The organism is Chitinophaga qingshengii, assembly GCF_014529935.1.
Lineage (GTDB): Bacteria > Bacteroidota > Bacteroidia > Chitinophagales > Chitinophagaceae > Chitinophaga > Chitinophaga qingshengii.
Genome location: NZ_JACVFC010000005.1, coordinates 64,645 through 91,491, shown reverse-complemented (window position 1 = coordinate 91,491; position 26,847 = coordinate 64,645). Strand labels below are relative to the sequence as shown.

At 45.8% G+C, this 26,847-nt stretch carries 23 protein-coding genes; 13 read left to right on the top strand and 10 right to left on the bottom strand.

From position 1 onward, the window contains the following. Nucleotides 1-138 precede the first annotated feature (138 nt). The gene (locus tag ICL07_RS27455) at nucleotides 139-813 is read right to left on the bottom strand and encodes a LytR/AlgR family response regulator transcription factor (RefSeq protein ID WP_188091273.1); all 675 of its coding nucleotides are present in this window, start codon (nucleotides 811-813) and stop codon (nucleotides 139-141) included. Continuing rightward, a complete protein-coding gene (locus tag ICL07_RS27450; RefSeq protein ID WP_188091272.1) occupies nucleotides 806-1,843 on the bottom strand; it encodes a sensor histidine kinase in 1,038 nt (345 codons plus the stop codon). Before ICL07_RS27450 ends, ICL07_RS27455 begins: the two co-directional genes overlap by 8 nt. A 186-nt stretch (nucleotides 1,844-2,029) precedes the next feature. On the opposite strand from ICL07_RS27450, the gene ICL07_RS27445 reads away from it, so the two are divergent. Continuing rightward, nucleotides 2,030-2,680, top strand: coding sequence for a DUF4395 domain-containing protein (locus ICL07_RS27445; protein ID WP_188091271.1), 651 nt, complete (start codon nucleotides 2,030-2,032; stop codon nucleotides 2,678-2,680). A 5-nt stretch (nucleotides 2,681-2,685) separates the two neighbouring features. Further along, a complete protein-coding gene (locus tag ICL07_RS27440; protein ID WP_188091270.1) occupies nucleotides 2,686-4,188 on the top strand; it encodes an aminotransferase class V-fold PLP-dependent enzyme in 1,503 nt (500 codons plus the stop codon). 46 nt (nucleotides 4,189-4,234) lie between these two features. Here the strand turns inward: ICL07_RS27440 and ICL07_RS27435 are convergent, their stop codons facing one another. After that, nucleotides 4,235-4,648 carry a DUF3828 domain-containing protein gene (locus ICL07_RS27435; protein ID WP_188091269.1) on the bottom strand — a complete coding sequence of 138 codons (414 nt, stop codon included), beginning with the start codon at nucleotides 4,646-4,648 and terminating at the stop codon, nucleotides 4,235-4,237. A 164-nt stretch (nucleotides 4,649-4,812) separates the two neighbouring features. Here ICL07_RS27435 and ICL07_RS27430 point away from each other — a divergent pair, with 164 nt between their 5' ends. After that, nucleotides 4,813-5,241: a DUF2147 domain-containing protein gene (locus ICL07_RS27430; RefSeq protein ID WP_188091268.1), complete on the top strand. Its 429-nt coding sequence runs from the start codon at nucleotides 4,813-4,815 to the stop codon at nucleotides 5,239-5,241. Nucleotides 5,242-5,357: 116 nt separating this feature from the next. Here ICL07_RS27430 and ICL07_RS27425 read toward each other — a convergent pair whose 3' ends face one another. Continuing rightward, entirely contained in the window at nucleotides 5,358-7,574 is a 2,217-nt protein-coding gene (locus ICL07_RS27425; protein ID WP_188091267.1) for an outer membrane beta-barrel protein, read from the bottom strand. Nucleotides 7,575-7,771: 197 nt separating this feature from the next. Here ICL07_RS27425 and ICL07_RS27420 point away from each other — a divergent pair, with 197 nt between their 5' ends. The 5 genes from ICL07_RS27420 to ICL07_RS27400 all read left to right on the top strand — a co-directional run bounded on the left by ICL07_RS27420 (nucleotide 7,772) and on the right by ICL07_RS27400 (nucleotide 16,756). Next, a complete protein-coding gene (locus ICL07_RS27420; RefSeq protein WP_188091266.1) occupies nucleotides 7,772-8,362 on the top strand; it encodes an RNA polymerase sigma factor in 591 nt (196 codons plus the stop codon). 82 nt (nucleotides 8,363-8,444) lie between these two features. Then, nucleotides 8,445-9,620: a FecR family protein gene (locus ICL07_RS27415; protein WP_188091265.1), complete on the top strand. Its 1,176-nt coding sequence runs from the start codon at nucleotides 8,445-8,447 to the stop codon at nucleotides 9,618-9,620. Nucleotides 9,621-9,742: 122 nt separating this feature from the next. Then, the gene (locus ICL07_RS27410) at nucleotides 9,743-12,898 is read left to right on the top strand and encodes a SusC/RagA family TonB-linked outer membrane protein (RefSeq protein ID WP_223152123.1); all 3,156 of its coding nucleotides are present in this window, start codon (nucleotides 9,743-9,745) and stop codon (nucleotides 12,896-12,898) included. A gap of 40 nt (nucleotides 12,899-12,938) precedes the next feature. Further along, nucleotides 12,939-14,540: a RagB/SusD family nutrient uptake outer membrane protein gene (locus ICL07_RS27405; RefSeq protein ID WP_188091263.1), complete on the top strand. Its 1,602-nt coding sequence runs from the start codon at nucleotides 12,939-12,941 to the stop codon at nucleotides 14,538-14,540. A 188-nt stretch (nucleotides 14,541-14,728) separates the two neighbouring features. After that, entirely contained in the window at nucleotides 14,729-16,756 is a 2,028-nt protein-coding gene (locus ICL07_RS27400) for a DUF748 domain-containing protein (protein ID WP_188091262.1), read from the top strand. A gap of 107 nt (nucleotides 16,757-16,863) precedes the next feature. Here the strand turns inward: ICL07_RS27400 and ICL07_RS27395 are convergent, their stop codons facing one another. Continuing rightward, nucleotides 16,864-17,346, bottom strand: a complete 483-nt coding sequence (locus tag ICL07_RS27395) for a DNRLRE domain-containing protein (RefSeq protein WP_188091261.1) — start codon at nucleotides 17,344-17,346, stop codon at nucleotides 16,864-16,866. Continuing rightward, on the bottom strand, nucleotides 17,241-17,618 hold the full coding sequence (locus tag ICL07_RS27390; protein ID WP_188091260.1) for a hypothetical protein: 378 nt from the start codon (nucleotides 17,616-17,618) through the stop codon (nucleotides 17,241-17,243). The genes ICL07_RS27395 and ICL07_RS27390 overlap by 106 nt, the downstream gene beginning before the upstream one ends. Nucleotides 17,619-18,153: 535 nt before the next feature. On the opposite strand from ICL07_RS27390, the gene ICL07_RS27385 reads away from it, so the two are divergent. The 4 genes from ICL07_RS27385 to ICL07_RS27370 are packed head-to-tail and all read left to right on the top strand — an operon-like array spanning nucleotide 18,154 to nucleotide 21,528. Continuing rightward, nucleotides 18,154-18,867, top strand: a complete 714-nt coding sequence (locus tag ICL07_RS27385; RefSeq protein ID WP_188091259.1) for a Spi family protease inhibitor — start codon at nucleotides 18,154-18,156, stop codon at nucleotides 18,865-18,867. Nucleotides 18,868-18,874: 7 nt separating this feature from the next. Continuing rightward, on the top strand, nucleotides 18,875-19,555 hold the full coding sequence (locus tag ICL07_RS27380) for a C10 family peptidase (protein WP_188091258.1): 681 nt from the start codon (nucleotides 18,875-18,877) through the stop codon (nucleotides 19,553-19,555). Between the two features lie 25 nt (nucleotides 19,556-19,580). After that, nucleotides 19,581-20,375 carry a protein-glutamine glutaminase family protein gene (locus ICL07_RS27375; protein ID WP_188091257.1) on the top strand — a complete coding sequence of 265 codons (795 nt, stop codon included), beginning with the start codon at nucleotides 19,581-19,583 and terminating at the stop codon, nucleotides 20,373-20,375. Then, a complete protein-coding gene (locus ICL07_RS27370; RefSeq protein ID WP_188091256.1) occupies nucleotides 20,347-21,528 on the top strand; it encodes a C10 family peptidase in 1,182 nt (393 codons plus the stop codon). Before ICL07_RS27375 ends, ICL07_RS27370 begins: the two co-directional genes overlap by 29 nt. 73 nt (nucleotides 21,529-21,601) lie before the next feature. Here the strand turns inward: ICL07_RS27370 and ICL07_RS27365 are convergent, their stop codons facing one another. The 4 genes from ICL07_RS27365 to ICL07_RS27350 form a co-directional block, all read right to left on the bottom strand. Further along, nucleotides 21,602-22,081, bottom strand: coding sequence for a hypothetical protein (locus ICL07_RS27365; protein WP_188091255.1), 480 nt, complete (start codon nucleotides 22,079-22,081; stop codon nucleotides 21,602-21,604). A gap of 199 nt (nucleotides 22,082-22,280) precedes the next feature. Beyond that, entirely contained in the window at nucleotides 22,281-22,850 is a 570-nt protein-coding gene (locus ICL07_RS27360; RefSeq protein WP_188091254.1) for a hypothetical protein, read from the bottom strand. After that, entirely contained in the window at nucleotides 22,840-23,388 is a 549-nt protein-coding gene (locus ICL07_RS27355) for an RNA polymerase sigma factor (protein WP_188091253.1), read from the bottom strand. The genes ICL07_RS27360 and ICL07_RS27355 overlap by 11 nt, the downstream gene beginning before the upstream one ends. Before the next feature lie 56 nt (nucleotides 23,389-23,444). After that, nucleotides 23,445-23,741 (bottom strand): hypothetical protein, encoded by a 297-nt coding sequence (locus ICL07_RS27350; protein WP_188091252.1) that lies wholly within the window; start codon nucleotides 23,739-23,741, stop codon nucleotides 23,445-23,447. A gap of 621 nt (nucleotides 23,742-24,362) precedes the next feature. Here ICL07_RS27350 and ICL07_RS27345 point away from each other — a divergent pair. Further along, nucleotides 24,363-26,702 (top strand): DUF262 domain-containing protein, encoded by a 2,340-nt coding sequence (locus ICL07_RS27345; protein ID WP_188091251.1) that lies wholly within the window; start codon nucleotides 24,363-24,365, stop codon nucleotides 26,700-26,702. Nucleotides 26,703-26,847 lie beyond the last annotated feature (145 nt).

Here is a 26,847-nt window from a genome sequence, read left to right as displayed (position 1 = left end):
TAATTTTAGCACTGCAAATGTGTCGTGTAATTAGCGTAGAATATAGCAGGGTAAAGGGATTTCACATAAACATAATCAAATCATCATGCTTCATTAACAATTTCTCCAGAATGTTTCCAGAATTATGTGTTTTACTTATTAAAGATCATCTATCACATCTTTGTATCCTCGTCCTATTGGAATAGAAGTGCCTGGTAATGAGATGGTTTCCGCCGTATAGGATTCAATTTTATTCACCGCCACGATAAAAGAGCGGTGTACCCGTTTGAAAGTCGCGGAAGGTAACAGCGCCTCTATTTCATGGGTACTCATTTTGGAGATATACTCCTGCTTCGTGGTCACAATCCGGATATATTCCCGTTGACTTTCAACGTATAATATCTCTGCAAACGGGATGCGGACCCTGCGTTTCTGTACACTCACGAAGATAAAATCCCTTTCCTCCGCAGCCTTTGGCTGTGCGGCCTTCACCTTATTGACCGCCGTCAAAAAACGTTCAAATTCAAATGGCTTGAGCAGATAGTCGGTTACATTCAGGTTAAATCCTTCTACCGCATACTGGTGATAGGCCGTTGTAACAATTACTGCCGGCGGATTGATCAGCGTTTTCAGGAAAGCCATGCCTTTTAATTTAGGCAGATGAATATCGAGGAACATAAGATCCGTTTGTTCGCGCATCAGGAACTCCGAGGCCAGCAGCGCATCTTTGAATACTTGCTGCAATTCCAGAAAAGGCACCTGCGAGATATAGTCGCTGAGCACTTTTGCGGCCAGTGGTTCATCCTCTATGAGAATACATTTTATTTTAGACATGGCTTGCCAGGTTAATTTTAAGTGTGGCAGTAAACTGGAAATTGCCCTGCTGCACATCGAGACTATAATCTTTGTACAGCAGCTCCAGCTGCCGCCGCAGATTAGACAACCCTATCTGCGTTTGTACGTTTCCGTTACCTACCGGGTCGCCGGTAGAATTTTTCACCACAAAATATAGCTGTCTGTTTTTAATGGAGAGATGTATATCCACAAACGGCGCTTCCCTGGTTTCGGAAGCACCGTGTTTAAAAGCATTCTCCACCAGCGGTATCAGCAGCAGCGGGGGCAAAGACTGCCGCATGTCTTCCAGGTCGTAATTAAAGCTCACCCGCAGGGTATCATCATAACGCAGCTTTTCCAGGGCGATATAATCCTCCATAATTTTAAGGTCCTGTTCCACCGCAGTATAGGGTTCACCGGTTTCGTATAACATATACCGTAGTATTTTGGATAACCGCAAAATAGACTCCGGCGCCAGGTCTGACTTATCCCTTGCCAGTGAATAAATATTATTGAGCGTATTAAACAGGAAATGGGGATTGGTTTGTGACTTCAGGTAATTCAACTCTGCCTGCTGGCTGACGATCAGCAATTGCTGCGCATCCCGCTTCAGTTTAAAATGAAGGTACAGGTGACGGATAACAGCAAAGAAAAGAATAGCACTTATACTATATCCCAGGAGCGTTCCTATCCTGTCTTCCAGGGGAACCGGTTCTCCCAAAGCGGTAAAAATATGCAGGGTCAGCCCCAGCGCCCGCCATAAAAACAACCCGATGGAATAAGCGAAGCCGTATAACAACAAAGTAAAAAAACCGCTGAAAGCCTTTTTCCAGCTCAGTTTGGGGACCGTATGCTCCAGCAGCCTGTAGTTGACCACCGACACAAAGATGACCAGCCATACCTCGTTGACCATCCTGGCCGGGAAGTTACCGCTTTGCTGTGCCAGGTCTTCCAGCAGGTTCAATACCAGGAAACCTGGTATCAGCCATAGGTACAACTGGTAATGTTTGATATCAGACAGCTTTTTCATTCTCCTGTTTAATAGGATAAATGTCGATAAATATTTTTTTCTCTCCTAATCGGTTGCACTGCTTGACGCCATATCGCTGTCTGTACCCCGGAAACCGTTGTTTGTTGACCAGCCATAACGGCAACGGCGCCGGTAATCTACTTTTATACTGCCGGCAAACAAATATTCACTTTCAACCTTAACAACATGAACAAGTTTATACAATTCGGCGAGCAGGTAGCAGGTTATGATATCCCCGTTTTAAATGAAAGAGAGATCAGGGCTGCTGCAGGCATTCTTTTCCTCGCCACCTATACCTCCCTGATGTTCATTCTTTTTGACGGCAGTTTCATTTTACTGAAATATGTGATCCCCGTTTTTTTACTGGACCTGCTGATACGTGTGTTCATCAATCCACGGTTCTCTCCCACCCTGATCCTGGGACGTTTAATCGTACGTAACCAAGTACCCGAATACGTAGGCGCTCCCCAGAAACGGTTTGCCTGGAGTATAGGGATAATCCTCTCCGGCGCCATGTTTTATCTCTTTTTAGTGGTGAACGCCTACGGGCCTATTACAGCCGCTGTATGTTTTATCTGCCTGATATTCCTGTTTTTCGAAGCCGCCTTTGGTATCTGCCTGGGCTGCCTGGTGTACCCGCTTTTCTTTAAAAACAAGGTGCAGCATTGTCCCGGCGAGGTATGTGACACCAAAAACCGGCCGCCCATACAAAAAGTATCCGTAGGTCAGCTGGTGATGCTGGCAGCATTTATAGCATTGCCTTTTGTGGGAGCGCATTTTTTTCATGGGTATATCAGCAAAGCGCCGCACGCCATGTTTAAACCCGCTAAATCCTGATCATCATGCAGTCAGCCCCTATACCCTGTGCAAACAGACTGGAAGACTATTTTACCGCTTACCGGCAGCATATCATTGGGCAGCAGCAGGTATTCGTTTCCCCATTTGGGAAAATGCGCTTACACTACGCCGACTGGACCGCCAGTGGCCGCGCCTATAGCCCGATAGAACAATGTATCCAACAACAGGTACTACCTTTCGTGGGTAACACCCACACCCATACGACCATCACCGGTACGTTGATGTCCACCGCCTATGAAACCGCCAAAGACATCATCAAAGCCCATGTACACGCCGGCCAGGACGATGTACTGCTCTTTTGTGGCAGCGGCATGACCAGCGCCGTCAACAAGCTGCAAAGAATACTGGGGCTGCGTGTTCCCCAACGGACGGCCGATTACATCGCCAGTACCTTCCGGGATGAACAACTGCGCCCCGTGGTTTTTGTCACCCATATGGAACACCACAGCAATCATCTCAGCTGGCTGGAAACCATTGCCACCGTGGAAGTGATTAACGCCGATGTTAACGGACAGGTGGACCTGCAGCATTTCAGCGCTTTACTGGAACAGTATAAAGACCGGCCCAACAAAATAGCCGCCGTTACCGCCTGTTCCAACGTTACGGGTATTCAAACACCTTATCACCAGATCGCCGGGATGATTCATCAACAAGGAGGCCTTTGTTTCGTTGATTTTGCCTGCGCCGCGCCGTACTGCACGATTAACATGCACCCCGGGGAAACAGACACCTATCTGGATGCCATCTATTTTTCATCGCATAAATTCCTGGGAGGACCGGGTACTCCCGGTGTACTGGTTTTCAACAAAACATTGTATCGCAATACCATCCCCGATCAGCCCGGAGGGGGTACCGTTGATTACACCAATCCATGGGGTGAGCATATCTATGTAACAGACATCGAACAAAGGGAAGATGGAGGCACGCCGCCCTTTCTGCAAGGAATCAAGGCTGCTATGTGTATCCGGCTGAAAGAGGAGATGCAGGTGAGTCATATCCTGCAACGGGAGGCCGAATTATTATCCCTCGTTTTTGCACGGTTATCCCGGATAAATGGTTTGCAGGTACTGGCGCCACAGGCAACCCACCGATTAGGCGTAGTATCCTTTATCGTTACCGGCATGCATTACAACCTGGTCGTTCGCCTGCTCAATGACCGGTTCGGGATACAACTGCGGGGTGGCTGCTCCTGTGCCGGTACCTATGGACATCTGTTGCTGGGAGTAGATAAACAGCGGTCCCACGCCATACGGCAAGGCATTCTTTCCGGGGATTTATCCTGTAAACCAGGCTGGGTAAGGCTATCCATTCACCCTACTATGACTGTAAAGGAAATTAACTTTATCCTGGATGCTATTGAAATGACGGTGCGGCATGCGAAAGCATGGGGCGCTCATTATGATTATGATCCGCAAGCCAACGAATATCATTATAAGGGACTAGCAACTCCAGGTGCGCAGCGTTGGTTTAATCCCTGTAGCTGGTAATAGAATAAGACCATCCCAGGGCTATGAGCGGCCCTGGGATGATATTTTATTGTAAAGCGGCTATCTTATAGCTATTCCCCTCTTTGACTACCTGTACCTTGATAGTATTTTTCTCTTTAGCATAGGCATCCAGATAGGAAACATGGTATACATCCGCCAGCTTTGCATCTTTACGGACAGACAAGGTATTGATCCACGTTGCATCATAATCCTGCGCATGCACAAACGGATCGGCATCGAGTTCCATATGTTTTAGCTTATTCAGCAAGGCGGTTGTACAATACTTCTTTTTCAGCAAATTGATCTTCTTCTCATCTACGTCATTTTTTGCTTCTTCCGTGATATAGCTGGTATAAAACTGCTTCAGCATTTTAATAGCCCCCTCGTCCTGTGCTTTCGCCACAAAGCCCGACAGCAGGCATGCCAGCGCCACCAGGGATGTTTTTACATTTAATCTCATGATCTTCAATATAATGGTTCCAGGCACGAAAATAAAGCAGGAATCTATTTCTAACAAAAAAGGGTAAGGCCAGCACTAAATAAGGTAGATCAACTTCCCATTTTTTAATCTATCTTCAAAAAAAAACCATTCGCTTGTTTTTTCTTTACACTAAAGATTAAATTATGAAACGACTGACATGGATAATGGGTTTGTGTATAGCCAGCCTCACAGGGTTTGCCCAATCGGCCAATAGTATCAACGGGCAATGGCTCAACCCGGAGAAAGATGGTAAAATAGAAATTTATGAATCCTCCGGAAAGTACTATGGTAAACTGGTTTGGATGAAAGACCCACTGGAGGCGGATGGGAAAACGCCCCGGAAAGACGGTAAAAACAAAGATGCCGCCCGCAGGGGACGCCCTTTAATGAACCAGGTGATATTAACCGGTTTCAAATTCGAGAATGGCAAATGGATAGATGGGGAAGTGTACGATCCTAAAAGTGGTAAGACTTACAACAGTGTCATGAGTCTGAAAGGAGAGAAACTGGAAGTCAGGGGATATGTTGGTACACCGCTGCTGGGCAGAACAGCCGTATTTACCAGACCGTAATAAAAAAAGCGCTGCTCTGGTGAAACTGACCCTATCTTGAAGAAACGCTGTAAGCTCCATGTGTTGTACTTTTGTATTGCGGCAAAGGTAGGATAATAAGGGATTGATCCGCGTGATCATTGTCCCCCTACCCTTTGCTGTTCGTTCTGGATACTCCCCTTCCGTTCACGGTTGGCTACCGCTTTACCGAACCGGTAATTAAATCCGATAGTAACAAGATGTGTGTCAAAGATATTTGATACAAAGACATTTCCTTCCGGGATGCGGATATTCCGGTCTACTACCCAGCTTTTAAAGATGTCCAGTCCACTGAGGGTGAGGGTACCTTTGTTTTTCATTACTTTCTTTTGTAATGCAGCATTTATTTTCCAGGCCGGCTCCAGGGTGGCCTGCCCTATTACCATCCGGCCGCGGTATAACCCGCTCAGCTCCCCGCTCCATCCGCTGCCGAACTGTATTTTCGTACTGCCGTTGAAACGGAAAGCCGTACGGCTGTTGTCGAGGTAAACGTTATTTTCCTGCCAGCCGCGGAAACGCGAATGCACCAATTCCATATAAAGACTGGTATTCCACCACGGGGTGATATTATGCGAAATATTAGCGGTAATACCGGCATTGGTGACCAGCTCCAGGTTATAGGGCTTAGAAATAAAGGCGCTGTCCACCTGTGCATATAGCTGCGTAATGGTACCTTTTACCCGGCTATAATATACGCCCACTGTATAGCTTCCGTCATAACAATAGTTCAGTTCAAAATTGCCCGCATATTCCGGTGTCAGTATCGGGTTACCCTGGAAGGAGGTGTACTTGTCAAAGAAAAATACGGACGGGTTCAGGTCCTGGTAACCTGGCCGGGAAATCCTTCTGCCCCCGGAGAGGCTGAGTACATGCAGGCCGCTGCTATCAAGTTTATAAGAGAGCAATATACTTGGGAAAAGATCGGTGTAGCGTTTCCGGAAGGCGGAATCTCTTTGCAGATCGTTTGTGACGATGGTCCCCCTGGCATAGGTGCTCTCCATCCGAAGGCCCGCTACCAGCGAAAACCGCCTGAAATCCCTACTGAAATTGACATACAGCGCATTAATATTTTCGTTGTACCGGAACCGGTTGTTCAGCTGCAAAACGGGAGTAGTTGCGTGATAAACACCGTTGAAGTAAATGCCCTCGCTGTTACGTTTGGAGTAGATGGACTGGACGCCGCCTTCCAGGCTTGTGCCGTTACCGGCCATATGCACGTAATCCATTTTCCCCCCATAGATCTCTGCATGGAAAGGATTATCAGTAAGAAGATGATAGCTGTCGGAGCGCGTGTTGTCTGGCTGATAGGTCAGGCTTTCGGACGATTGTTGTTTTGCATAACGATATTTCAGGTAATCCACATCTACATTCAGTTCTCTTCCATTTTTATTGAACTGATGGCGAAAATTGGCGTTACCGGTAAAGTTCCGGGAATTTTCGGCTACGCGGCTGCTGATATAAATCGTCGAATCTGTTTTTCCTTGCCGGATAAAAAGACTGTTATATTGACCGGTTTCCCTATACGGCGCCATGTGGTTGTCAGACAATACGATGCCGATGGTGCTTTTGTTGCTCATCCGGTAATCGGCGCCTGCTTTATAATTGAATCCCTGCCGGTCGCTTTTTTCAAAATAATGCTGCCGCAGTGTGTATACGTCTTTAACAATATAATGGCGGTCGCGGTCCGAGTTAACAAAGTTTTGTTGCAGGCTATATCCCGCATGACCGAAAACATTCACCTTATTATTGTTGTAATTGAAACTGGCGGTATTGTTGGTTTTAGGGTAAACACCCTGACTATAGTTAAGGTTAATGTTTCCATTAAACCCTTTTGATGATAATTTTTTTGTTTTGATGTTGATGATCCCCCCTGTGCCCTCAGCATTGTAACGGGCAGGCGGATTGGACATCAGTTCTATTTTATCGATAGTACCGGATGGCAGTGACTTCAGATAGCTGGTCAGTTCTTTTCCGGTAAGATACGAGGGTTTGCCGTCGATGAAAACACGAACGCCGTCTTTACCTTTCAGGCTCGCCTGACCGCTTTCGTCCAGTACCACGCCGGGTGCGTTATTCAATACATCAAAGGCGGAGGTACCCGTATTGCTGATGAGGGCGTCTACATTAACAATGGTTTTGTCGACCCGCTGCTCGGTAACTTGCCTGGAGGAACTGATCACCACCTGACGCAGGTCTTTGATACCCGTGATCGTATCTTTGTGGACTCCACCATTTGCCTTTTGCTGACCGACACTATAACCGGGTATAAAAAAGCAGCTTGTCAAACACACCAGGATATATCTTTTTATCAGCACAGTAAGGGTTTGTATCGGTGATAAACGTGGGTATATTTTCTAAGATAAACAACAATAGGTCAACTTTCAAAATTTTTCGCGCAGTAAGAAGCTTTTATTAATCCTGTACCGGCGGTTTTATTTCCTTGCGCGGTTTTTTATCTTTATCTACCTATTATCCATTAATTTATTGTTTCTTACAACTGGTTTCAAAAGGTATGGAGCGTATGTCCATGGAAGAGGAAGTGCTGCTACGGATGACCCAGGGAGATGAATCAGCTTTTTCAGCCATCTACCGGCACTACCATCCTTCCTTATATATTTATCTGTTGCGTTTCTGCAAGGTTCCTTCCCTTGCGGAAGACCTGGTGCACGACGTATTTCTCAAAATCTGGGAGATCAGGGACCGTATTAATCCACAACTTTATTTCAGCGGGTATCTGTATCGTATTGCCCGCAACCATGTCATTAAAACCATTACCAAACTGGCCTCCGACGGACAAATGCGGGTACAGTTCTACCAGCAATTGGCCGGTATTGACCCCGAGCAACCCGAAGAAGTGGTACGGACAAGGGAGTACGAGCGGCTTTTCGAGGAAGCGTTGTCAAAGCTGACCAGTCAACGGCTGAAAGTATTCCGCCTTTGCCGCCAGGAAGGGAAGACCTACGACGAAGCCGCCGCCATATTGGGGATTTCCAGGAATGCGGTAAAAAAACACATGGTGCTGGGAATGCGTTTCATAGAAGATTACGTATACCGGCACGGCGATATTTTAATGGCCATCTGGCTGGTCTCCACTTTTTCTTAAAAAATTTTTCCAAAGGGGGTACCCTCCCAGCTCATTTCCGGATATTATATAGTACCCCCTTGTTTTCAATGGGCAAAAAAATATGTCGCAACCCGAGAACGATTACGAGAAACTGTTACAGCGGTACCTGGATGGCCAATGCAGCCCGGAGGAACTGGAGGTATTATTCGGTTATCTGCATACATCCGGCTCCCGGCGCCATCTGCTGGGGGTGGTTAAACAGGAATTTGACCGCGTGATGAACGAAAAACATGCAGTGCCCGAAGGCATGGGAGACCGTATAGAAGCGAGGTTGTTACAAGAGATCCGCCGGCGCAAGGTAGTGCCGATGCGCCCCCGTTACAGATGGTGGGGCGCCGCCGCCGCAGTGGCCGTGCTGCTCTCCGCCACCGCTATCTTTTACACTACCCGCCAACAGCCGGCTCCCAAACTGGCACGGCTACACGTTACGCCGGTAGGGTTGCCCGGTAACCAGCAGGCGCAACTCACCTTATCGGATGGCTCCGTGATTACACTGGACAGTACCGGTCGCCAGGTGATTCAACAGGGCAATGTGCAGGTGCAGCAATACAACGGTCAATTGCTGTATCCGCTTACCGCCGGCCCTTCATCCGTTGTTAGTTATAACCTGCTGGCAGTACCCCGTGGCGGACAGTTCAACGTTGTACTGCCGGACGGGAGCCGGGTATGGCTGAATGCGGCCTCCCGCCTGCGCTATCCTACGGCCTTTCCCGCCGGTAACCGGACCGTGGAAATACAAGGTCAGGCTTACTTTGATATCAAACAGATTCCCGGCCAACCGTTTATTGTAAAAGTGAACAATATGGAAGTACAGGTATTGGGTACCAGCTTCGACATCATGGCCTACAGCGACGAGCCGGCAACCCGCACCACCCTGGTGGAGGGCGCCGTTAAAGTGAAATACGGTGACAATGAAAAACAGCTTCGTCCCGGACAAGCCGCTGCAGTGGACAATACTACCGGAGCCCTCTCCGTACAGACGGTTGACCTGAGAGAGGCCACCGCCTGGAGAACAGACCACTTCAACTTTGAAAATACCAGTCTCGCCAGCATACTCAGGCAGCTGTCGCGGTGGTATGATGTGGAAGCCGACTATCAGTCCATACCAGCGGACTACCGCTTCGGAGGATATATCAGTCGCAGTAAACCACTACAGGAAGTACTGCCTATGCTCGAAACCGACAGTTTGAAATTCAAACTGGAAGGCCGGACCATCAAAGTAACGCTGACCCGGTAAAGTGCCTGCCGGAGCACGTTTTTTTTGTATGATGATAAAATAATAATGAAAAAACCAAACACTGCTGCAACCAGGCCGGTTGCGGTATGAAACCGCTTTGTTCAACCAAAATGTTCTACGTTATGAGACTTACCTCTGTCCTACTGCTTGCAGTCTGCCTGCAATGCAGTGCCGTAGCCTTATCGCAGCAGATAACGCTCTCGGAAAAAAATGCGCCCCTCAAAAAGGTCCTTAAAGAAATGGCCGTCCAGGCCGGCGTATCCGTGGCCTATAGCGAGACGCTCATGTCTGCCACCAAACCGGTGACCATTGAAGTGCAAAACGCTTCCCTGGAACGGGTACTGGAGATAGCACTCCGCGACCAGCCGGTACGTTATTCCATTAACAACGGCCGTATCCTGCTAAACAGCCGCACCCGCGAGGCGGCCGATACCGCTATGAGAGTGACCGGGAGGGTTACCAACGAAAAAAGCGAACCCATACCCGGCGCCAGCGTCCTCATCAAAGGGACAAACATCGGTACCGCTACCGGCAACGACGGCCGGTTTGAAATAAAAATCCCCCGGGAGGCGGTCACCCTCATGATCAGCGCCGTCGGATTTGAACCAACGGAAGTCAGTCCTTCCCTGCATACCAATATGGAAATACGGTTAAAAACAGGTACCAAAAGTCTCTCCGAAGTGGTGGTCATGGGCTTTTCCGAAGTAGAGCGCCGGCACGTGGCATCGTCGGTCTCCCAGGTAGACATCAAACTCACCAAAACCAGGCCCATCGCTAAACTACAGGAGGCATTTACCGGCACTGTTCCCGGCGTAACGGTGCAACAAACCACTAATTTACCCGGCAGCGTGCCCGGTATCACCATCCGGGGTATCAGCACCCTGCAGAATGCCGGTCCACTCGTGATCGTAGATGGTATGGAACAAAGTTTAAATGACATAGACCCCAACCAGGTAAAAAGCATCACCGTATTAAAAGATGCGGCATCCGCCTCCATGTATGGTTCCAGGGGTGCTAACGGGGTTATCATCATAGAAACAGAACGCGGACAAATGGGGAAATTTAAAGTAGATGTAAACTCATGGGCCGCCGTGCAAAAACCCATTGATCTCCCCAAATTTGTGAACGGCGCCGACTACATGCGTTTAAACAACGAAGCCAGGAATCTGCAAGGTCAGACACCGCTTTATACCGATGAGGATATCAGCAAAATAACATCCGGTGAAACACCCTCTGTTGACTGGCTCAAAAAAGGAATGCAACGCACCGCCAACTCCCAAAACCTGACCATGAGCGTATCCGGCGGCGGTGGTATCGGTTCTTTCAACCTGATGATGGGCTACCTGAAAGAAAATGGGCTGAACCGCTATGAAGGCTCCGGTAAATACTCCGCACGGTTTAATACCAACATCAACATCGCCGATAAATTTGTATTGCTGGCCGATTTTTACGCCCATCGCCTGCAAATTAACCGCCTGAAGGAAAATGACGACGGAACCGGTTTATATGAAAATCTCTGGAAGATGAATCCCACCCAGCAGGTATACTATCCCGAGGGAGACATCCCCGAGCACTATATCCTGTATAACGATATGAACCCGATAGCCTCCATCAACCGGGGCGGATTCCGGAATAACCTGTATGATTTCAGTTCCGTGAACCTGCGTCCCAAATACAACATCAGCAAACATCTGAGCCTGGAAGGCAACGTATCTTACCAGATCAGCAAATCCGCCAATAAACGGCAACGGGAGACTTTTAAATTCTATGACGGTAATGGTAAACCGGTGAAAATATGGAAAAACGAGGTGGGCGCCGATCAGGATGTGAGTCAAAGTCAGCTGACCGCCCGCGGACTACTGAACTATACCGGCAGCCTGCGGCATCAGGCCGATAAAATATACCTCACCGCCGGTTCGGAAGTGATGACCTTCAACTTTACCAATTACCAGGAAATTGCGAAAGCCTCCTTTTTCGGTAAACTGAACTATTCGTTTGACAACAGATACATACTGGAATTCACCGCCCGCAGGGATGGCAGCAGCAAATTTGCCCCCGGCAAACAGTGGGGCTTTTTCCCGGCAGGCGCCCTTGCCTGGAACGTTACCAATGAACGGTTCATGAAAGGCCTCGTCAACAACGGCATTATCAACAACATGAAGCTACGTGCTTCTTATGGCCTTATCGGTAACGAGAACGTAGATCCCTACCTGTGGCAGGAGAATGTAAACGAATGGGGATGGCTGATGCGGGTACCCAACATGAACTTCACCTGGGAAAAACAAAAACAGGGCAATATCGGCCTGGAACTGACCTTACTGAACAACAGGCTTACCCTCACGGCAGAAGCCTACAAAAAGAACTCCTATGACCTGATTTACTCCAGGTTCCCCGTTCCGCCTATCACCGGTTCCAGCTCACTCGAAGCAGCTTTTAACATCGGAGAAGTAGAAAACAACGGGTACGAAATATCCTTACAGTGGCAGGATAAAATCGGCAACCTCAGTTACACCATCGGCGCCATGTTGTTCGACAACCGGAACAAAGTGCTGAAAGCAGGCTACCGCGACGGCGATACGCTGATCTTTAAAGACAACAACGATAAAATCTGGTACAAAGGCATCGCCATCGATAACTACTATGGCTATAAAAGCGATGGCCTCTTCCGCGATCAACGGGATGTAGACGCCACCCCGGCTAAACTGCCCAATACCCTCCCCGGCGATATCAGGTACAAAGACCAGAACGGCGACGGTATCATTAACGACGCCGACAGGGTAAACCTCGGAGATCCGTTCCCTCACCTGAACTACTCCGTTACCGTGGGTTTACAGTTTAAAAACTGGGACTTTAACTTCTTAGGTCAGGGTGTAGGCAAAAGGCTCGGGCGGCTGGGCGGCCTCGAAGGTTATCCTATCCTGGTGGACGGCAGCAGTAATTCACTGGGAAGACCACGACAATACTATGCAGATAACCGCTGGACACCCGAAACACCCAACAGCCGGTTTCCGCGGGTATGGACCGGCTCCAGCACCAATACCTACCTCAGCGATGTATGGTTGAGTAATGCCGCTTTTTTCCGTGTAAAAGTATTGCAGCTGGGATATACGTTCCCGTTACAGGGTAAAACCATCCGGAACGTACGGGTATATGTGAACGCACAGGACGCCATCACTTTCACCCGCTGGGAAGGACTGGAACCCGAGCGCGACGGCGGCAACGGCAACTATCCCCGAATGGCTATTTACAGCCTGGGGGTAAGGGCTACCCTGTTTTAATCCTCCACCTTATTTCAATCAACTGCAAAACATGCATCAGATGAAAAAGACACTTATCATATTGATATTATTCGCCATCGTGCTGCCGGCGTGCCAGAAATTCCTGGACAAACCAGATCCTACCGCCACCAAATTCGATGAGTTCTTCAATACAGAAGAAGACCTGCGCCGCGTGGTATACAGCACCTACCTGGATGTATTCACCAATCAGGGCGACAGAAGATTGCTTTTTTATATGGAAGACAGTAAATCCGACAATGCCTACAGCCGGATAGAAGACGATAATCATCAACGTATCGCCAATGGCAGCTACGACGCCAATACCAGGGCTTTTGAGTATTATTACACCATCCACATGAAACATATAGGCCGTTTGAATACCTACCTGAAAAGTATCAATACACCTTATGTGGAAGATGAAGCCATCCGCACCAAATACAAAGGAATATTGGAAGGGCTGCGCTGCTGGCACTATTTCAGGATGGTTTCCCGCTGGGGCAATATCCCTTTTTACCTGGAGCCGGTGGATATCTCCAAGGTGATACAACCCGCTAAATCCAAAGAAGAAATATTGAATACACTTTTCCCGATGGCCGAGGCCACCGCCAATACGCTCCCGGAAAAGGAATACAATTCAGAAGGCTACATGTTCAACAAGTATTCGCTCAAAGCCCTGATCATGCGGTATGCGCTGTACAACGGCCGCTATGAGCTGGCAGCGCGGCTCGCCAAAGAGATCATGGATAGCGGCAACTACGCCCTGTATCCCGTTTATGCCGATTTATTCAGTTATAAAGCCGATAAGACCAACAGGGAGTTTATCATCAAAATGGATATGCAAAGCCATGGCAACAGCGGTACCAATTCCTTTGAACACCTGGGACCGCATTTCCGCACCGGTAAAGGGCAGTCGTATTCCGTACCCTTAAAATCGCTGGTCGATGCCTACTGGACCTTACAAGGCAACAAAATTGATGAATGTCCCTATCATAGCAAACAGGATTATGAGCTGGACCCGAAACTGAACCGTGATCCGCGTTATAAAGCCAGCATCATGGGCCAGGGCGATATCTTTGTTAACGAAGCCATCAATATCTACGATCAGAACAGCCCCATGTTCCATGAAAAAGAACGTGCCAGCCGCTCCGGTTATTGGTTCAGAAAATTTGTAGATGAAACGGATGCCTTCAAAAATGATGGCAACATGTACTTCCCTATATTACGCTATGCGGAAGTACTGCTGACCTACGCAGAAGCTACTATTATGCAAAACAAAATTGACAATCTCACCAAAAGCTGTATCAACCAGGTCAGGACCAGGGCCGGCCTGGATATGACAGAAGCGGATGTTACCCTGCCCAAATATGCCGCCTACAACCAGCAGCAATGGGTAGACCTTATCCGGAACGAACGGAGAACAGAACTGGCCGGCGAAGGCGTCAGATACGACGATATCCTGCGCTGGAAGATCGGTGAACAGGTGATGGGCAAACCAGCACTGGGGCATACCCGGCTGGTAAATGGCAGTCTTGTTTCCCTCAAAATAGAAGACCGCTCGTTTCAGGCACGGAATTATTTATGGCCTTTTCATTCTGGTAGTTTGAAGATAGAACCGGGACTGACGCAGAATCCGGGGTATTAGTGTTGTCTGCGCTAAAAATATATGGGGGTATGAAGCCTGGCTTCATACCCCCATATATTTTTAACAAACCGGATAAATTATCCCCCTATACCTGTTGAAGCTGTCTGGCGGGAAATTTGCTTTAAAATAAAACAATCCGGGACCAGCGGTGTAAAAGTTAATAAACAAGCTACCATCCCGGCGAACTGATGCAAAGAACCTTCAACATACACCGAAAGTGGCGGTTGCTACTCTACAGCAGCCTGGGATTACTGCTGACACTGTTTATCGCGAACATCATCATCAACGGGATCATTCAGCATAAAATCAGCGAAAAACTACAGCATCTTTCCCCTCATGTAAAAGTCAGCTTTTCATCTCTCCACAGTAACCTGTTCGCTTCATCACTTAAATTGAACAACCTCACCGTCAACTACACACCGAACAACAACCAACATCAACACACGCTGCGCTTTACACGGGTAACACTCGACGGCATCAATTTTATCATGATACTGTTCCGGCAAACACTTTCTGTCAAAAATTTTATACTCAGTGATGGAGAGGTTAATCTGGACAGTTTTTTATTGAATAAAAGAGATACCATACTAACAGATTTGGTAAGACAAGCGTCTTTCAAACGCATATCAGTCAGTCAATTCGAAGCGTTTCACCTTCGTATATCGGAAGACAATAAACCACTGCTGAAAGGAAACATTGCTTTGGATGACATCGATATCAATGATGTAACCCAGGCACTCACCACAGAGAATTTTCATTTCGGCGCCATCAAAAGCAAATTATCGGACATCCACTATACACTACCCAATGCCGGCTATACGCTGATGATAAAGCAGTTAATTCTGGACAGCCCCAAGGGCATCCTGCAAACAGACTCCCTGCAGCTGGCTCCGCCACACAACACCAACGACCAACCGCTATGTATTGACAACATGACTATTCATCATCCGGATATCCCTTTATTGTTTGATAAAAAGCTGGCAGCAGAAAAAATAATGCTGCAAAACGCTGTTGTTAAAATCCACCGCTCTTCCAAAATAACCTCTCTTATGGATGTTAAAAAAGTGTTTTCATCCATAAAAGCGGATTTGTTCAGTGTCAACCGGGCTGATATTGCTTACGAAGAAACAACCGGCAATCAATTAACACTACAGGGTAAGGTAGCCATACATCAATTAAAAATAACAGACAGTACTCCTATCAGATTCAATACGCTCACCTGCTCCCTGCATGACATTCAGGCGATTAATCCCAGCGCTTACCAGCGCATTCAAATCAAAAAACTGGATATCGATCATCAGGGAACATTACAGGCTACTTCTGTTCAAATCAGTCCGCTATACAACAAGTATGAAACAGGACAGAAAGCAGGGCATCAGATAGATGTGATGAATGCAGTCATTTCCGGTATCACAGTCACCAAACTCGATGTCAGCAAGTTATTTCAGCAAGCGGTAATAGCAGAACAAATATGGATAAAGGAAAGCAAATTTGAAATTTTTCGGGACAGGAGATTGCCGCGTACGCTACAATATAGACCACTGCCTGTGGTATCACTGAAGGAGATCCCGGTACATATCCGGGCGCATCATCTCAAAGTATCCGAATCGACAGTATCCTATGAAGAATACCCGAAAGACGGGCAACAAACAGGATTGCTGAAGATTGAAAAATTCCGGCTTTCCGTGTCTCCCTTTATCAATCACCCTACCCCATCCGATCCTGACCATATGAACCTGGAAATGGAAGGTTCTCTCATGGGATCAGGCACGATCCGGACATCCGTTTATTTACCTTTTAATCCCGGTAAAGATTATTATGTCAGTGGCGCGATTGACAATTTAGACGTTACCACTCTCAATTCAGCAGCTGAGAACCTTGGGCATTTTCATGTTGAATCCGGTATGCTGAATAATTTATCCTTTCAATTTAGTTTGAATGATGAAAAAGCCAGCGGCAAGGTTGTTGGGGAATATCACCAGCTGGTACTGGACAAGTTAAAAGGGCAGCAAAAAAAAGTAGCAAAGTTTCCTTCCTTCATGCTGAAACATGTGATTATCCCGAAGAACAAGGATAAATCACTGCCGGTTTCACGTCGTACCGGTACAATAGATTATAAGTTTGACCATACCCGTTATTTTTCTTTTTACCTATTGAAATCATTGTTATCCGGTATAGATAACAGTTTTACATTCGGGTTCCTGCTGCCGAAGTAATTTTTCTCCTTCATCAGGATACCTCCGGTGTCTTCTTCATAAAAAAAGACACAAAAAAAGAAGGTGCTATAAAGCGCACCTTCTTTTTTGTATTGATATATCATTGTTTATATCTCATACGTAACCACCAGTTTCGGACGCTTGCTAACATCTGCATGGCGGGGGCCTGCGAAGATCAGGCAGCGGTAATAGGCTTCTGTTTGCAGTTGCAGGCTAAAGCCATTATTCTGTCCGCTGTTGATAAGGTCCTGTACCAATGCTGTAACGTTAAGGGTTACACCGTAATTCCACTGTGAAGTAGAAGCAGGAACAGCCACCGCATTGGTAGTAGTGGTAGTCGGCTGGGTATTCCAGGTGACCGTGCTGGCGGACCATGGGCCGGTAACACGTTTCACCCAGGCAGGGTTAGTACCGGAAGAATTGTAGGGTGATCCCGGATAATAGGAGTTACCCTGGGGCGCTGCCACGCTGCTGGTTACACCATTTAGTGTAAGGGTGGCAGAGATAATGGTAGTACCCGTCGGAATAGAACTGAGACCATTAAATCTAAAGAACTGACGGCCGTGCCTGGTACGCCCTGGTAAGTCCATGATAATGCGATGAAGTCAATCGAACTACTAAAGTTGATATCTACCCAATCCGGTTTGTTGTAGACAGATACATCGTCCTGGGTACCGCCTCTTTCCAGGCTGCCACCAGGCCCGAAGGTGAAGGTAACCGTTTTTTGTCCGCCTTTAATCTGGCTGTTGATGGGCTGCTCATGCTGCTGCAGGTTGGCATCTGCAACCAGATCTTTACGGCAGCTGCTCATCAAAAATCCTGATGCTACAATAAGAGTAAGGAAAACGTTAGTGATTTTCATACATAAAAGGTTAAGTGAATAAATAAAAAAGGATAGACGCAGGGTTATCTAAATGCTTTATAAAAGCATTACTAATGGCATACTTGAGGGTATTATGTTTAAAGATTTGGGTTATCTATCTATTTTGGTTGATGCTGATACAGATTATTTTGAGTTATGGGAATGTGGTATTTTTTACCATCCGCACAAAGATAGGGATTTAGTTTTCATTAATTAAAAAAGAAGTGCTGTCACCAAAGAAAATCATTCATCAGGATAAAAAACATAGGATTCCTGTCATTTTTTTCAGCAGCGCAAATTTGCTGCAGCACCGAAATATATTTTTGAAGCAGTATTTCAGTGTTCGAGGACTGTAGCTGTCCGAAGAAGACCAAAAGCACATGAGCAAACTCAAAAAAAATGTTATAGACCTGAATTGTAGCAGCAACCACAGATCGTTAGTATAACCCGTATTTCTGTAGCCCAACAATAGTCCATCAGCAGACCTGTTCCCTATTTTTCATTTTAACCCATCAATAATTCCCCGTTATCTGTTATGAAAAGAATAAACGCTTTTCCCTATGTCGTTGTGTTTGTAACGGCCCTGTTAACCATTTCCTGTCAAAAGGAAAAGGGCGGCAAACAAGACATGACCACGCCAAGTCCGGACGGGACAATCACCTTAACTGATTACGAAATTGCCAGTATCGCTTATGCGCATCCCAAAGAACTAAGCACGCAGGACGCGTTGAGCATTCTCCGGCATTTTGAAGACTCCATCTCCCGGACACCGGGCACCAAAAGCACTTCAAAATCGACCTTTGAAGTCATCGGCAAATCGTATATCAATGAAAAGGGCAGTAGCAGCCAGGTAGCCACGAAAGGCAGCGCCGCCACTACCGTTCCCGTTTTTAATGTAGTCGTAAAAAAAGGCGCCCAACGTGGGCTGGCCGTTGTTTCCGGCGACGAACGGGTACCGTTCGTCATTGCCTACACACAGGAGGCAAAAGGTACAGCAGACCCTATGCTGCTGCTTTCCCAGTTATCACTGGTAGATAAAGTAAAAGAAGTGGAAAAGATAGTAGACTCCCTATATGCGCCTACTATCAGCAAACTGGAACAAAAATTCGGAAGAATTCCCGGTAACAATGTCTTTGATTTTGTGAAAAGACATATTGCCACTACAAACGAACGACCCGGTACCAAGAGCGAGGTGATCCCAGGTGGGTCCGTTAACCAATACCTACTGGGACCAGCACGAGCCTTATAATTTACTCATGCCTCCATCCAACTGTCCCAATGGCTCTCCCAACGCTCCTTATCCCGCAGGATGTTTTGTAATTGCAGCGGCCCAAGTACAGGCCTATTACCGCCCCAATCTACAGGTGAATATTAATGGTGCTGCTACACCCTTTCAGTGGGATGCCATGTTATCCACTCCCTATGGAGGTGATGAAGCTACCAATCAGAATACCCGTAATCACCTTACCTCCTTTATCAAAAATGTTTTTAACGGATGCGCCACCACCCCCAGCTGTGATGGCTCTTCCACCAACAGTACAAGCGGCATTGCCTATTTAAGGCAAACATTGAACGTCAACAACGGCATCGGTATCAATATGACGGACATAAAAAATTCGTTGGACCAGTTAAAACTGGTACTGGCCACCGGCTTCCGCGAGCCTAACAATGATGGCAATCCCAAAGTGGGCCATGCCTGGGTGGTGGACGGCTACGCAGTGACCAGTTTAAATCCCGGTGAAACCATTGTAGGCAACAATGTTTGGCAGCGATACAATATGTACCTGCACTGCAATATGGGCTGGGGATCATTTTGGTCTGGCAGTGGCTGGTACCTCGTAGGCAAAGACAATGTTGGTTCCTTAACTTTTGCGTCCAACAGTGCACAGAAGTATAAAATTAATCTCACCTTTTTCTCCAACATCAGCAAAAAGTAATTCCTATCATCTCTAAATAATCATTATGAAAAAGACGTTCTCTTATCTGTTTGTTTTACTCATTGGCCTCAGTTGTACCTTTGTTGCCTGTACGAAAGATGGTAAAAACAGCGCTCCTTCCGAAGAAAACAACACCAACCCGCCGCTTCAAACCATTGTCAGGACTGACTCCTCCAAAGTGTTCGGGAACCTCACTCCTACCATGGTAAACCTCAAAAACAACCGCGCAGATATCTTCTTTGCACAAACACCGATGGTTTTCACGCTGGACCTGCGAGAAAAGAACAGCCAGAAAAATCTCGAGCTGATCAAAGCGGCTGCCAAAGATGAAATACCGGTGATGATTTCTGTTTACAAAAACGGCATCCTGGAAAGTAAAATTGAGATCGCTGCCGTAGAAGCGGCCTCCAAACAAACTATCGACAAGTATATGCTTGACTATGCGCCCAAGAGACCTTTAACAACGAAAGAAGAGGATATTCCGCTGATGCCCAGTGAAGCGAAGATGAATCTGATCTTTAGCGCCTGTGCTTCTGATCCTGTACAAACATTTGCTTTTAAATCTGACGGCTGTTATGCCAGAGCACAACAGATTGCCAAAATCATTGCCATGAACGGATATGGCTGTGGAAAACTGTTTATCTATGCCACCTCCGCACCGCTAGCCGTGACTGTCAACAGCTTCTGCTGTCAGCAATGGAGCTATCATGTGGCCCCGCTGGTAAGATTTAAAAATGCCGCCGGTGTAGCCGAAGTACGGGTATTTGATGGTATCGATGGTCAGTCAGTTTATGAGCAGCACCTCGAAAAAGCCAGCTAGCAAATCAGCATCCGGTATTAAAAACTATCGCATAGCGCCCTTCAGCGTACGCACGAAATCCGCGACCGGCAATACTACTCCCCTGTATAATCTGACCTCCGTCAACAGCACTGGAGACACCACTACCGCTGTTATCTCCGCCTATGCCAGATGCCCGCAGATCGTTGCTTTTGTTAACGGTGGTAAACCGTTAAGTGATCCCGGAACACCGGAGGATGTGAAGATGCTTTTACATTCCTCCTTGCTGGCTTATGAAGATTTTTACGAACAGGCCAACAAAACGACAGACTCCCTCAAAGCCAGCGCGATAGCCAAAATAGCGACTTCCTTGTCAATCCATCAAGCGGAGGTGAAACTTTCCGAGGTGCAAAAACATATTGTGATAGACAAGAGGCCCACCACCAAATACACCATGGAAAAAAATCCACTCAGTACCCGCCCCAACCATGAGGTGATTGCCACCTACATGCCGATTATGGCAACCGCCTGGAGCCTGGAAATACCCTATAACCGGTTAATGCCACAGAGTTGTCCGGACAATTGGCTGTGGGATAACCGTTACGCCATCAGCGCCGGAGCGATCGCCATTGCCCAGGTGCTGGCCTTTTATCAGCCTCCTATGGTCATAAACGGTGTTAACATGGACTGGAATTACCTAACGGTGAACAAGGAAATATGGGAGGATACTGATTATTTCGGCAGCCACGTTCAGGATCCGATTGAGCGTCGGAACATGGTGGCGGAACTGATGCGCGGTGTAACCCAACAAGCCGGCATCACCTATACCTGTACCGGAAGCACTACCAACATCACCACCATCCGGAACTTCCTGAGCAGCAAAAGCATCACAATGGGGACAGAAACATCCTATAATTTTGCCTCCATCAGAAGTTCCGTATCTGACTTCAAAATCATCATGATGTATGGACAAACGGCTCAATCCCAGGGCCACTGGTGGCTGATCGATGGGGCGATGGTCACCCGTATTGCCGGTACCCTCGCACCGGATTTTAACTTCATCCATACCAATATGGGACATGGAGAAACCTACAATGGTTACTACCTGATGGGAGACAACCGGTTTGAAACCGGATTCGCTACTTTCTCACAGGCTTTTAAACTCTATCCCAACATCGTTAGAGTATATCCTTAATCGTTATACGATATAAAACAGAAAGCCCTGGACTTTTGGTCCCGCGCTTTCTTATCTTGTGCGAAACACATCTTTACATTGTTACTTTAAATACCAGCCGGGAGACAGTCCGCGTGAGGGTAAACTGATGGTCCTCAATAACCGGATCTGCCACATTGATATAAAGAGGATTACAGGGGTTATTTGTTTTTTCTTCCTTATTTATGTAAGACAAGGTAGTACTGCCCACATTGGGAATAGTGACTTTGTATTTGAACGCGCCCTTTTTGGTATCCGCAATATGAAACATCAGCGCACCATTCAATGGTGAAGCTGCTTCTTTCACGATCATACCTTTTTCCAACGGGAGATCTGCCGGTTCAGTAGTAATGGAGATCGTCGTCGCATCAATATTTTTCGCCGAAAGAATATTCTCTCCGGTTTGCCCATCCATCAGGATCAGGGCCGCCTGGGTAGGCATTCCTTCACTGACAACCCCATCGCAGGGGTCTGATTGTTTCGATTTATGACATCCGGGGCCCAAACTGATAGCAGCCAGCAATATCAAGGACAAATAAAATCGCTTGGTACAGAAACAGGTTAATCGTCTCATTTTCGTAAGGAATTTGCGTTTTAATAGGGAAAGTTTTTCGGCTATCGCTGCCATGCTTTATTAAACTTCTCTACCTCGGGTTTTGAGGGGGCTTACCACAGTAACTGCCTGTTGGGTTCCATTTAATATAGAAAACTTTGCTGGTTCGAATTTAATCATTTTAATAATACAATGGAGGGTTTCCCCGGAATTTCAGGCCTACAAAGCCAGGAGGTCGTCCTTCGGGTTGCAAGACACCCGCTTGTAACTGTCCCCCTCTCTTTACCGGGGGATGTGCTTTTTTTGCAGTGACTACCTTTGTTGTTACAGAAGCCCTATGGACTTTCGGTAATGCCTCCCGGTGTTCGAATTTGTAGTAATAAAACAGATTCAAAAAAAAGACCAAGTTTAAAACCACTAATATAAAGACCAACACATAAACCAATACACGCCTTACAAAGACGTATTCTCCATTATCTGGCTGAATATGTATAATTGGATAATTGGATATCGTATTTTCTTCCGTTTCCCGCCTTATATTTTGGAGCACTCTTTCCTTTATTCTTTCCGGAGGGAGAACAGCTTCATCATACATAATGCTATCCATACGCTGTTCGCAGCGCAGTATCTCGATTTCCAACTCGGGATATTCTACGCACATGCGTTCCAGTTCAGCCGATTCCTCGTCCGAAGTAAGCCCCAGCAAATAGCTTTCTATAATACCGGATGATATGTATCGTTCAATATCCATATTCGCGCTTCGCAATATCTCTCAATGCCTCTCTGGCTTTAGTAATTCTTGTCTTAACAGTACCTAGCGGTAAGCCGAGCTGTTGAGCTATTTCCTCCTGCTTCCAGTCTCTATAGTAGACCATTTCCATTAATATACGATGTTCAGGCTTCAAATGATTAAACAGCCTGTTGATTCCGGTATATTCCTTATCAAATGTCAGCACCAGATTGGTGTGTGCATCCTCCAAAGCTGCGTTTTTCAAAAGGGAGCGATACAATTTATTTCTACGCACATTCCCTACTTCACTGCGTGCGATATTGCATATCCAGGTATATACTGACGCTTTATCAGCATCATACTTATCCATATTCTTCCATACATTCTCGAACGTTTCCTGCAAAACGTCTTCAACAAGTTCTCCATTTCCGAGCATACGCAATATGGCCTTAAAGATCCGACCGTGATGTTCATCATAAAGACGTTTAAACTCACTCCTTTTCTCTTCTTCCGATAAAAATGCAAATATCCTGTTGTTATATGTATTTTCTGGTTTCAAATAGCTAAGTTAGTAAGGAATCATAATTTTTACATCTGCATCACCAAACGAGGCACTCACCGCCTTTTTTCCTCAACGAACAACAGCTTACCATCTTCCATCTGATAATATTTACCAACTTTTTCTTCCCCATATACATGAAGGACTTCCATTGGAAACACATTCCTTCCTCTTAACGGAGGCAGTTTTTCATTATGTTCACCTCTTTTCGAAACCACGTCTTCAGGATCGATCAGATAACATCCCCTCCCTGAAGACACAGACTCCTGCTTAGTTTCAGTAGTATCTCTCAACTGTATTACCACACTTATCACAAGTCCCCATCTGACCAATGTCATCATAGATTTATTCATATGTGTCAAATTTTTAATAACCAGGTGGATTACCTGATTTTTTTTGATGTGTTGTCTATTTAGATACGCCACTAACTATCCAGAAAGTTTGGATGAATGTATTTTTTTTTAGAAACAGTGAAAAAATCGAGAAGATCGGCGAGTGCGCGGCTAAACTTATTAGGTATGGAGGTTGAAAAATGAGTGATTTTTCTCCAAGTATTTGAAAAAAAATCACTCAATCTGAAGTAAAAACCTAGACAACTTTAACGAATTCTATCAAAAAAACATCCAGACATCAATTTTTCTTCCCGCACCCAGACTAGATTACAGCCATTTTTAGAATTGGTTAACATTTGGAGATTGCGAATTAAGTAACTATGCGCTTTAATTTATTCAAACTCATATCTACCCTTCAACATGCAAAAATAAAATCCAAAACAATCAATTTATAAATATCCCGATCATGTTGACAATCGGGAAATCATGTAAATGGCAGGCCTATACGATTATTACCGTAGCGCATTAAACCCATTTTACAAGAAAAAGAAGCACAAAAAATTTCACCGACTCACCTTCGGAACAGGAATATTATGCCCATAACTACCGTCTATTCAACCATATACAAACAAAATACAAACCATGAAAAAAACAATCATCATTGATCTCTTCAAAAATATTATCATTCACAATAAACTCAGGTCCATACGTTCCGTATTCCAATTCAACAACAAACAAACGCATACGCTAAACTACACCCCCCCCTATCAACGTAACTATGTGTGGACAGATGTAAAAGCAACCTACCTGGTCGAAACGATTCTGCTGCACGGGGAGATACCTCCCATTGTTCTTTATATTAAAGGAAATGACTGGGAAGTGATAGACGGCAGGCAGCGCGTGGAATCGATATATAGATTCATTAGAGACGAATTTCAATTGAAAAACAATGGATTAGATAAATTATGGCATCTCGCCGGAAAAAAATTCTCACAGCTCGACGACAAGCTGAAAGATCGTATCCTCGACACTTCACTTCGCCTGATTCAAATAACAGCCACTAATGATTCACTGATTAATTCCCAGGAAGAAGAAATAGTGAAACGGGAAATCTTCAAACGATATAATCTCGGCATCTCTCCCTTAAAGAAGGAGGAAGTGTTTAAAGCGCAATACATACAGGACAAAATCAATATATATTTCAAGGAACAGTTTGAAAAAAAGCCGTCACTTTACAAGCAGGTAACAGACATCTTTCAGCATAGGAGCAAAAATCACGAAATCATGATGCAACATATCAGGCACATGCTGGTGCTGCATAATGTTCCTATCAACCAATTCCTACGCTACAGGGAAGATCTTATTAATATATACTATGACTATCTTTCCTATAATATGACCAACAAAGGGTCCGCAGAAAGCCCGGCTGCTATCTTTGATGATTTCAAAAAAAAATGCGATTTCATTTGGGAAATCAAAGAAAAATTACACGCAAAGGGCTGCAAATCGAATGGTGTGATCTTTGAGTGTCTATATTGGGCATTGTCCATATGTCAAAACGAACAGGTCTCACCCACAGAGATCAACAATCCAACTTTTAAGGAAAGGCTAACCAACCACATCGAAAAACAGATACAAACGTATCACGTAGAACGAAACAACAATACACAACATATCATAAAACGCTACAACAGTATTTCAACTTTCTTCACCTCTCAGCTAGACATCGCCTTTATCCGCTATTTAAAAAGTGATGATTCCTTCCTGGAATCCCATAAAGAAAAGATGCAGGAGTATATGGAAACCCGTTTCGCGCCAGGGAAAGAGGAGGAACATTTTTCCAAAATGGACCCTACATCAACATCTGTCGGTGACATTCTGGACAAAATAAAGCGGGGGAAATTCAAAATCAAACCGTCCTATCAACGTAGCGAAGTAATGAGTATTGCAAAAGCATCTTCGCTGATAGAAAGTATTCTCCTGGGCATCAAGATCCATCCGCTGTATATCTACCTAAGAAAAGATGGCGTAGCAGAAGTTATAGATGGTCAACAGCGCCTTTTAACGATCATCGGGTTCCTCGGCGAACACTACATAGATGAAAACGGAAAGGTTGTGCTTTCCAAAAAAAACAATTTCAGTCTTAACCTGCGGGAAGGCATATTAACACACCTTCATGGTAAAAAATTCAGCCAGCTATCCGAAGAGGAACAATCGCGCATCAGGCACTTCGACCTGGAAATAATAGAAATCAAAGAGGAGAACAACAAACATTTCCTTCCGGAAGAATTATTCAAGCGGATCAACCATAAACCGATGCCTATAGATAAAGACACCTTTGAATTTTGGAATGCCTATATCGATAGTGACATTATTGATGCGGTAAAGGATCTCTGTAACAAAAATAAGTGGCTCTACCTAAGAAAAGAGGATAAGCGGATGCTCAATGAGGAACTTATGACCCGCCTTGGCTATCTACACTACATCACTGCCGGAGCCCCCAGTATAAAAAACATAACTGAAATACTATCCATAAACAAACGGGCGGCAGTCACTGTCATTAAATTCCGACGTAAAGCCAACATAACCCGAACATTGGAAAACAGGGCATTTAAAGCAGAGTTCCTGTTGGCACTCATTGACTTTGAAGCTGAATTCCTGGAAAAAACGAGACTGTTATTGGCAAAATCAAATAGCAAACCAGGAGATCAAGTAAGCCACAGGAGGCTGGATGAAATCTTCAATAATGGCAACGCAAGAGTAGCCCTGAACTTCTATCTGCTCTGGGCTATTTTAAAAGGTATTCCTCTCAACCATATCAGAGAATCCAAAACAGCGGTACTGTATCGAATTTCCAAAATCTTTTCTGCACTGAAAAGCTATGAATCGAGAGAAAGAATAGAAAAAGCCATCAAAGACACATGGCTCTCGGTACAAGAGCATTCAAGTGCTCCTCAGGATTTGCAACACTTATCCGCTTAATTAAAACAGCTACGATTTAATCTGACAGTGAGGGTCTGAAAGTGATGACCTCAACCGGCAGATTAGATCGTAGCTATGCCCAACCATAAAAACCTAGTGCCTACCCGGCTCAGTCGAAGCGGCTATCTGTACTATATACCTATAA

Coding starts and splice junctions, on each gene's coding strand:
- ICL07_RS27455 (WP_188091273.1), bottom strand. CDS start 813: ATGTCTAAAATAAAATGTATTCTCATAGAGGATGAACCACTGGCCGCA.
- ICL07_RS27450 (WP_188091272.1), bottom strand. CDS start 1,843: ATGAAAAAGCTGTCTGATATCAAACATTACCAGTTGTACCTATGGCTG.
- ICL07_RS27445 (WP_188091271.1), top strand. CDS start 2,030: ATGAACAAGTTTATACAATTCGGCGAGCAGGTAGCAGGTTATGATATC.
- ICL07_RS27440 (WP_188091270.1), top strand. CDS start 2,686: ATGCAGTCAGCCCCTATACCCTGTGCAAACAGACTGGAAGACTATTTT.
- ICL07_RS27435 (WP_188091269.1), bottom strand. CDS start 4,648: ATGAGATTAAATGTAAAAACATCCCTGGTGGCGCTGGCATGCCTGCTG.
- ICL07_RS27430 (WP_188091268.1), top strand. CDS start 4,813: ATGAAACGACTGACATGGATAATGGGTTTGTGTATAGCCAGCCTCACA.
- ICL07_RS27420 (WP_188091266.1), top strand. CDS start 7,772: ATGGAGCGTATGTCCATGGAAGAGGAAGTGCTGCTACGGATGACCCAG.
- ICL07_RS27415 (WP_188091265.1), top strand. CDS start 8,445: ATGTCGCAACCCGAGAACGATTACGAGAAACTGTTACAGCGGTACCTG.
- ICL07_RS27410 (WP_223152123.1), top strand. CDS start 9,743: ATGAGACTTACCTCTGTCCTACTGCTTGCAGTCTGCCTGCAATGCAGT.
- ICL07_RS27405 (WP_188091263.1), top strand. CDS start 12,939: ATGAAAAAGACACTTATCATATTGATATTATTCGCCATCGTGCTGCCG.
- ICL07_RS27400 (WP_188091262.1), top strand. CDS start 14,729: ATGCAAAGAACCTTCAACATACACCGAAAGTGGCGGTTGCTACTCTAC.
- ICL07_RS27395 (WP_188091261.1), bottom strand. CDS start 17,346: ATGGACTTACCAGGGCGTACCAGGCACGGCCGTCAGTTCTTTAGATTT.
- ICL07_RS27390 (WP_188091260.1), bottom strand. CDS start 17,618: ATGAAAATCACTAACGTTTTCCTTACTCTTATTGTAGCATCAGGATTT.
- ICL07_RS27385 (WP_188091259.1), top strand. CDS start 18,154: ATGAAAAGAATAAACGCTTTTCCCTATGTCGTTGTGTTTGTAACGGCC.
- ICL07_RS27380 (WP_188091258.1), top strand. CDS start 18,875: ATGCCTCCATCCAACTGTCCCAATGGCTCTCCCAACGCTCCTTATCCC.
- ICL07_RS27375 (WP_188091257.1), top strand. CDS start 19,581: ATGAAAAAGACGTTCTCTTATCTGTTTGTTTTACTCATTGGCCTCAGT.
- ICL07_RS27370 (WP_188091256.1), top strand. CDS start 20,347: ATGAGCAGCACCTCGAAAAAGCCAGCTAGCAAATCAGCATCCGGTATT.
- ICL07_RS27360 (WP_188091254.1), bottom strand. CDS start 22,850: ATGGATATTGAACGATACATATCATCCGGTATTATAGAAAGCTATTTG.
- ICL07_RS27350 (WP_188091252.1), bottom strand. CDS start 23,741: ATGAATAAATCTATGATGACATTGGTCAGATGGGGACTTGTGATAAGT.
- ICL07_RS27345 (WP_188091251.1), top strand. CDS start 24,363: ATGAAAAAAACAATCATCATTGATCTCTTCAAAAATATTATCATTCAC.